The following is a 319-nucleotide window of genomic DNA, read 5'->3' as shown; positions in this document are numbered from 1 at the left end:
GGGCACCACGGGGCGGCCCAGCAGCGTGCCGTAGGGGCTGGCCGAGAGGCCGCCCGGTGGCAGATAGCTGGGCATGCCGCCGACAGCCGTGCCGGCAGCGGTCTTGACGACGGAGCCGAGCTGCATCAGCTGGCCCTCGGCGTCCTGATTGCACAGCCAGACGGCGCGGCGGCGGGCGGACGCGGGCATGCGGGTCCACATCTTGATGATGTTGTCGGCGTGGATGGTGTCGGCAGTCTGCGAACCCTCGGCGGCAACCGTGATCAGGGCCGGAGAGTTGAGGATGCCGAGCATCTGACCGACGCCGGAGCCGTTCACG

Annotated in this window: 1 protein-coding gene; it reads right to left on the bottom strand. The window is 70.5% G+C overall.

The window, feature by feature from the left end; genetic code table 11:
• Positions 1-318: phage major capsid protein (locus tag ABGI63_RS25835; RefSeq protein ID WP_349745381.1), on the bottom strand; the 318-nt coding region annotated here is incomplete at its 3' end.
• Position 319 lies beyond the last annotated feature (1 nt).

Source organism: Roseateles cavernae, from assembly GCF_040187885.1.
Classification (GTDB): domain Bacteria; phylum Pseudomonadota; class Gammaproteobacteria; order Burkholderiales; family Burkholderiaceae_C; genus Roseateles_E; species Roseateles_E cavernae.
The sequence above is the reverse complement of the archived record's forward strand: the minus strand, read 5'-3'. Positions and strand labels throughout refer to the sequence as shown.